Below are 6871 nucleotides of genomic sequence, written 5' to 3'. Positions count from 1 at the left end.
CTTGCGGCGGAGAGAAATACGAGGCGCAAGCCATTAACGAAGAGACGGATGTATGCGTCATCTGCAAGATGGCAATCAAGGATGATCAATATGCGACGCAAATCATAACGAAGGACGGCCAGTCGCTCAAATTCGACGATATCGGCTGTTTAAACACTTGGAAGAAGGAAAACGGAACGGAAACGATCGGCGCTGCGTTTGTGCGCGATTTCGACTCCAAGCAGTGGCTGCGTTACGAGAAATCCTATTATGCTTATGATCCTACTTTTCAAACACCGATGGCCTACGGCATCGTATCGTTCGAGAAGGAAGAGGATGCCAAGGCTTATATCGCTGAGCAAGGCAAAGGAACGCTGATGTCCGCAGATGATCTTGCCAGCCATTCCTGGGCGGTTAACCATGAAATGATGGAGATGCACGGTCACGATCATTCCGATGATCAAGGGCATGGCGAGTCTGATACTCACGGGAAAGAAGAGCATGGACATGTTGAGGAGAGCGGCACTCATGATGGCGGGGGACACGCTTCGTGAATCTTCTGAGGCATGTTGCGGCAAGAGAAGTGAAAATCGGATTTCGAAATCCATGGGCCTATTCGTTTATGGCCCTTTTTACACTATTCATGTTCAGCCTACTCTTGATCATTCTGCAAGGTTATGTAAGCGGCTATTCCGGCGTGAGCGGCACGATGCTGAATCTGGCTATTTACCTGTTGCCTTTGATGGCCCTGATGTTAGGTTCCTTCTCGCTTACCGGCGACAAGGAGGAGGGCAACTGGGAGCTGCTGTCTACTTACGCGCTGGGGACGGGAGCGTACCTGCTCGGCAAATATATCGGGCTTGCCATCGTGCTTCTCACGATTGTTGCCGCAGGCTTCGGATTATCGGGGCTCGCCGGCTCCATGTTTGGCGGAGGATTCGACTTGGCTACTTATGGGCGATTGCTGATTTTCGCTGCGCTATTATCCTTATTTTTCCTAGCCATCGCGCTGTTGATCGGCACGCTCTCTCGGAACCGATGGCAGGCGCTTACAGCGGCCGTCGGTGTCTGGTTTTTCGCCATTATTGCCTGGCCGTCGCTGCTGATCGCCGTACTCGGCATGTTGCCCTATCTCTGGATTAAGCCGGCAGTAACCGCGCTCGTCTTTCTTAATCCGGCGGAATTGACCAGATTGTTCACCGTCGTGAAGTTAGGCGGAGGCTCTACGTTGGGTCCCGAATATTACAAGTGGGTGAAGTGGATCCTGCAGCCTTGGGGAACTCCGGCGTTTGCCGGCATCTCGTTACTCTGGATTAGTATTCTATTCACCGTTTCCTATGTGCTGTGGGAGAGGAGGCGCGGTCGTGGCTGAAGAGCTGGTAAGGTTCAACTCCGTTCACAAAGCCTATAAAAACAAAACGGTCATCGAAGCTATGAACTTAAACATTGGACGTGGAAGCGCGGTAGCCTTATGCGGAGGCAACGGAGCCGGCAAAAGCACGCTGCTTCGCATGCTGGCCGGCATCATGCTGCCGACAAGCGGATCCATTACGGTTGACGGCATCCTTTGGAAGGAGAATCGGAAGGCCTACGCCGAGAAGATCGGCTATATGCCGGATGATTATCGCTTCAGCTCGGGGTTAACGGCGATGGAGACGATGACGTTCTGGGCCAAGCTGAGAGGACTTGGCAAGGAACGGGCAGCCGAGGTGCTTACGTTCGTGGGGTTATCCGATACGGGCAAAAAACCGGTCACTTCCTTCTCGAAGGGAATGCGTCAACGGGTATTGTTCGGTCAAGCCCTGCTCGCCAAGCCGCCGCTCATCCTCATGGACGAACCGACGAACGGACTGGATCCTTATTGGATGGAAACGTTCGTAAGTCTGGTCCGGGGGGCTGCCGCGAGTGGAAGCACCGTGTTATTCTCGACGCATCAACTGCCCATAGCCGAGACGTTAGCCGATCGAATCGTGTTCCTCAAGGATGGGGGCATCGTACTGGACGGTAATACGGCCGACATTCGAAGCGCTTACGGAAGCGATGGCTTGCACAAGGTGTTCGGCGAACTGTTCGGTTTGGCGGGGTCGGGGAATCACGGCCAATGAGAAAACCTCCATCGAGACCAATCGAAGAGCAATCGCTCGGATTTCAGAGATTTTACTCGAATCATGACTAGTTTTGGATGTGACAGCATTCGTCAGAAACATTTTCCTCAATGGCAACGTTAAAGAGGGTACACTCGCTGGACCGCGGCCGCAACCGGACTTATTAATTATACGAGGTCCCAGCAGAAATCCATTAGGAGGACCCTGAAGATGAGGAAAATAGCACTGACTCTGCTTGCATTAACTTTGTTGTTCGGATTGGCCATCCCTACTGCAAGCGCAGCAACATTGACAACGGAAGAGAAGTTCCAGGTGTTAAAAAATCAAGGCATCATGAGCGGCTTCGAGGATGGGTCTTCACGTCTCCACGAAACGATGTCCAGAGAGCAGTTTGCGACCGTGCTCTACAAGCTTCTTGAATTGCCTCGTTCCCAATCCACGCCAAGCTTCGTCGACGTATTGAAGACGCGATGGTCGTATGAAGCGATCCAAGCTGTCCGAGGCGCCGGGATTATGGTAGGCAAAGGCGAAAACAGGTTCGAACCGACGGCAAAAGTGAAAGTGGAGGAGTTGGCCTCTGTATTGCTAAAGGTCAACAATATTACGCCTAACTCCAACATCGGCTTCGAAGGCAAAGTATCGCCATGGGCGAAAGCTGCTGTAGGAACCGCTCTCAGCAAAGGCTGGATTGCTCATCGGAACGACTATACGATTAACGCAACACGCGGAGTTCTCGTAGATGCCGTTTATGCGGTTTATACAGGTTGGGGAATTCTGCTAGATGTCAAGTCTGTCGAGGCCATTAGCGTTCAGACGGTTCGAGTAAACTTGAAATCCAAGGCGGAGTCCGCCGATATTTCAAGGTTCAGTCTGCGAGACGATCGCAATACCATTGTCCCGATTCTGCTTTCTTCCTTAAGCGGCGACGGCATGTCGATACTGATCACGACAGGGTATCAGGCCGAAAATCGAACGCACTACTTAACCATCGACGGCAAGTCGTGGGCTTACAACTCGACGAGATCGGATATGACAAAGCCCGTGATCACCGCATTCGATCGGATTACGGCGCGAGTCTACGTATTGACTTTTTCGGAGGCGCTGGATCAAGCGACAGCTACCAATCCTTCGAATTATTCGTTCTCCGGCGGACTTAAGCTGTCGGCAGTGCAATTGTCCGGAGATAAGAGACAAGTGACGATTACAACATCCAATCAGTCGGATAATACCCGTTATACGATGACGGTCAAAAACATTAAGGATCTGGCCGGCAACATTATGGATACGCGTTCCGACTTGTCCATCGTAGGAAGCGCGGACGCCACGAAGCCGACGATCGTAGAAGCGGATTTCAAGGTAAACGCAGATGCCTCCTTGACCGTTAGGTTCAGCGAAAAGGTCAATCGGGATATCGCGGTCCAGACCGGACGCTACAGCATCCCCGGATTAGCTGTCGTCTCGGCAAGCTTGGACAATGAAGGTCGAACCGTCACACTGCGGACTTCCGCGCAACAAGACAAAACCGTGTACAACTTGACCGTATCGGGCATTCCCGATCTGGCCGGTAACGTCATGGATACGAAGTCCGGTCTCCTGTTCGGAGGCATCTCCAATCCGGTCCTTCCCGTGAAGCTGCAGGGCATAACGGCGGTTAATGAAAATACAATCGAAGTTTCCTTTGATCGTGATATTAAGGATTCGGACGTAGGCTCGCTTGTCGTAACGATTTTAAAGGATAACGGAGCCAATGTCTCGATGTCCGGTTGGAGCAAGTACGCTGTGCGCAAAGCAGACACGAACAGAGTGGTCAGCGTCCAATTCCGAACAAGTACCGACTCCAATCCGAACTTGTTCCAGCCAGGCCGCGTGTATTCTGCAAAAGTAACGGGCGTATCGTCCCTGAATACCCAAAACGGAGAGAACGACACAACCTTCGCGGGTACTGTCGTTCCTAATGAAGCGCCGTACGCGAAGCAGGTCGTCGTCATTAACCGTTCGACGATCAAAGTATTATTTAGCGAACCGGTAAAAAACGTGAATGAAACCTCCTTTGCCTTGGCTGAGCAGGGTGGAGAAGCGGTTCGCATCTCCCATGACGAATTAAACAACACGGGAGCGGTCGTCACCGAAGTCACGCTAAAGATGTCCAATGATCTGAAGGCCGGCCAGGTCTATGTTCTGACATTTAAGCCGGGCATTACGGATGCGGCGGGCTTTAACGGTTGGCAGATCAAAAACGGCAACGAAGATATTAGCATTTCGTTCACCGGCGTTTAATTGCACAAATGATGAGCTGAGCAAATCAGTCGTTTTGCGAGATTTTGACCATTCCGAGCAACCTTGATACAATAAGACGACGGAATCAACAATTATTTACGGGGTGGTCAATCTTGCATCACGACAACGAACGACTGGATTTATGGCTGTCCGTATCCCTCATCCATTCCAGCGTCAACGAAAAGATGGAACAAGCGCTGCTGAAGCAATTTGATATATCCTTAAAGGAATTTTACGTTCTTAAATTCGTTTCCGGCTCCGAGTGCAAGGAGCTGCGATTGCAGCAGCTTCAAGAGTTGGTGGGATTAAGCCAAAGCGCGACGTCACGTTTAGTGGATCGCATGGAAGCCCCAAATGTAGGCGCTCTCGAACGGCATACTTGCACCAATGATCGACGAGGCATCTATACCCGCATTACGGAAACGGGCGAACAAAAGTATCAGCGTGCCCTTGCTATCGTAAATGATGTGCTTGATGCTGAATTACGCCGCGATGGGACGATGACCGAACTGGAGAAGCTTGTACAACAGCTTCTGAAATGAGAGCCTCTTGACAGGGCTCTTTTCTTTTTGATAATTTATATGCATGCGCATGCTTTTAGAAATAAAGAATATGCCTATTGGAGGGTAACCATGACTAACACGCAAACTGTGCAATCCCTGTTCCGTCCTTTTACGCTGGGGAAGCTTTCACTGTCTAATCGGACCGTAATGGCGCCAATGACGCGTCAAAAATCGCCGAACGGCGTTCCCGGACCGGATGTCGCCGCCTATTATCGCCGCAGAGCCGAGAACGGAGTCGGGTTGATCATCACGGAGGGGACGGTCATCGATCATGCCGATTCCAGTAATCAGGAGAACGTTCCGTTCTTTTATGGGGAAGATGCCTTAAACGGCTGGGCTACCGTATTATCGGAAGTACACGAGGCAGGGGGCAAAATCGTACCGCAAATCTGGCACATGGGCGCCCGTGGCAACGTTAACGAGTACTCCCAAGACGAGATCCTCGGTATCGTGCAGGAATTCGCCAAAGCCGCGGCAGAAGCGAAACGGCTGGGTTTTGACGGCATCGAGCTTCACGGCGCTCACGGATATCTGATCGACCAGTTCTTTTGGGAGAAAACGAATCAACGCAGTGATCGTTACGGCGGCAGTCTGCTCGCGCGTACGAACTTCGCCGCAGAAGTCGTGAAAGCTTGCCGCGAAGCCGTTGGTCCCGATTTCCCTATTATTTTGCGGATCTCGCAATGGAAGGGCAGCGATTATTCGGCGAAACTCGTGGAGACTTCGGAGGAGCTGAAGCAATTTCTCGAACCGCTGGTTGACGCCGGGGTTGATATCTTCCATTGCTCGACACGCCGCTTTTGGGAACCGGAATTCGAAGGCTCCAAGTTAAATTTTGCGGGCTGGGTGAAACATTTGACCGGCAAACCGACCATTACGGTGGGCTCTGTCGGCTTAGACGGCGATGTCTCGACATTTTTTACGAAGGGAAGCGGTGCAGGCAACGCCAGCTTGGATGGCCTGATTCCCAAGCTCGAGAATCAAGAATTCGATCTTGTGGCGATCGGCCGAGCGCTTCTTGCAGATCCGGCTTGGGTCAAAAAAATTAGAGACGGTAACCTTGATGAGCTGATTCCATTCACGCCTCAAGCGCTCCAAACTTTGTATTAATTCCATCGCTTAGCCGCTTCAACATGGGCATCATTGGGTATATTACCTTTATGTCGATGATTTGGAGAGGAGCTATGAAGATGACTGAAGCCAAAAAAGTAGCATTTTTGCTTGCAAAGGATTTCGAGGATTCCGAGATGGTTAATCCCTACGAAGAGATGGTTAAGAACGGTCACGAGACCGTGATCATCGGACTAGAGGCACAAGAGGAGCTGACAGGCAAACAAGGTACGGTGACGTATACTACGCATCTGGGTATCAAAGATGCCCATGCGGCGGATTACGATGCCATTATCATCCCGGGCGGCAGTTCGCCAGGTTATCTGATGTATAACGAAGATGTCAATCGTTTCGTTCGAGAAGCCGACCGGGAAGGGAAAACCATTGCTGCGATCTGTCACGGACCGCAAGTACTGGCTGCGGCAGGTGTGCTGGAAGGCCGAACGTTAACGGCGTTTCCCGGCATTTCTTCGGAGATCGAGGCGGTAGGCGGGAAGTACCTTAACCGCGAAGTCGTTGTGGATCGTAATCTCGTCACTTCTCGCGTGCCGGAGGACGAGCCGGCATTCATTCGGGAGACGGTCGAGCGTCTCGGCGTTAATGCCTGGTAACGGCTTAAAACGCAAAAGCCCATATTATAAAAAAGAGGACTCAATAGTCGTTATTAACTAACGACTAGGGTCCTCTGTTTAATGTCTGGGTCTGTTTTAAAAGAGTCAAGCTTTAATTTATCACTTTAACCGAGAACCCCCTGCCTCTAAGTTACCATACTCACGAAGAGAGAGCGTAGGCAGAGGATGAATCGGGATTTTTTTGGTAGTTAGATACGAACGTATG

7 protein-coding genes are annotated in these 6871 nt (G+C 51.2%); all 7 read left to right on the top strand.

The features are described 5' to 3' along the window. Positions 1-533: nitrous oxide reductase accessory protein NosL (locus PAT3040_RS10240; RefSeq protein WP_108992544.1), on the top strand; the 533-nt coding region annotated here is incomplete at its 5' end. After that, positions 530-1351 carry an ABC transporter permease gene (locus PAT3040_RS10235; protein ID WP_108992543.1) on the top strand — a complete coding sequence of 274 codons (822 nt, stop codon included), beginning with the start codon at positions 530-532 and terminating at the stop codon, positions 1349-1351. The genes PAT3040_RS10240 and PAT3040_RS10235, both read left to right, overlap by 4 nt. After that, a complete protein-coding gene (locus tag PAT3040_RS10230; protein ID WP_108992542.1) occupies positions 1344-2084 on the top strand; it encodes an ABC transporter ATP-binding protein in 741 nt (246 codons plus the stop codon). The genes PAT3040_RS10235 and PAT3040_RS10230 overlap by 8 nt, the downstream gene beginning before the upstream one ends. Before the next feature lie 210 nt (positions 2085-2294). Further along, the gene (locus tag PAT3040_RS10225) at positions 2295-4361 is read left to right on the top strand and encodes an Ig-like domain-containing protein (protein WP_108992541.1); all 2067 of its coding nucleotides are present in this window, start codon (positions 2295-2297) and stop codon (positions 4359-4361) included. A gap of 113 nt (positions 4362-4474) precedes the next feature. Beyond that, complete coding sequence (locus PAT3040_RS10220) at positions 4475-4903, top strand: MarR family winged helix-turn-helix transcriptional regulator (RefSeq protein ID WP_108992540.1); 429 nt, start codon at positions 4475-4477, stop codon at positions 4901-4903. 90 nt (positions 4904-4993) lie between these two features. Further along, a complete protein-coding gene (locus PAT3040_RS10215) occupies positions 4994-6034 on the top strand; it encodes an NADH:flavin oxidoreductase (RefSeq protein ID WP_108992539.1) in 1041 nt (346 codons plus the stop codon). An 80-nt stretch (positions 6035-6114) separates the two neighbouring features. Further along, positions 6115-6645, top strand: coding sequence for a type 1 glutamine amidotransferase domain-containing protein (locus PAT3040_RS10210; RefSeq protein WP_306299327.1), 531 nt, complete (start codon positions 6115-6117; stop codon positions 6643-6645). Positions 6646-6871 lie beyond the last annotated feature (226 nt).

Source organism: Paenibacillus agaridevorans (assembly GCF_003112455.1).
Taxonomy (GTDB): domain Bacteria; phylum Bacillota; class Bacilli; order Paenibacillales; family Paenibacillaceae; genus Pristimantibacillus; species Pristimantibacillus agaridevorans.
Note: the sequence above shows the minus strand (reverse complement) of the source record. Positions and strands in the feature narration are given on the sequence as shown.